Origin of the sequence: Stenotrophomonas sp. AS012628 (genome assembly GCF_010608305.1) — a bacterium.
Taxonomy (GTDB): Bacteria; Pseudomonadota; Gammaproteobacteria; order Xanthomonadales; family Xanthomonadaceae; genus Stenotrophomonas; species Stenotrophomonas geniculata.
This window is the reverse complement of sequence record NZ_VMBJ01000249.1, coordinates 1-232: the sequence shown is the minus strand read 5'-3', so window position 1 is coordinate 232 and position 232 is coordinate 1. Positions and strand designations below refer to the sequence as shown.

Annotated in this window: 1 protein-coding gene; it reads right to left on the bottom strand. The window is 57.3% G+C overall.

The features are described 5' to 3' along the window. The coding region (locus tag G5A07_RS21795; protein ID WP_223107871.1) for a hypothetical protein at nucleotides 1-232 on the bottom strand (232 nt) is incomplete at both ends.

The window sequence follows — 232 nt, the reverse complement described above, 5'->3', positions numbered from 1 at the left end:
ATTGTAGGTCGCCACGATCAGGATGCCGACGACCAGATAGCTCCACAGGCTGCTGGTCAGCCAATAGAGGAACGGATAGATTTGCGGATCGAGGGTCTTGAGAAAATGTCCCGCGACCTGAACGATCAGCAACGCGGCCATGGGAATCGGCCATAAACGGTTAGCCCGGACGACGAGGATCAGAATCACGGCCAGCATCGTCGCGTCGACGATCAGCAGGCCGGTTTCCAGA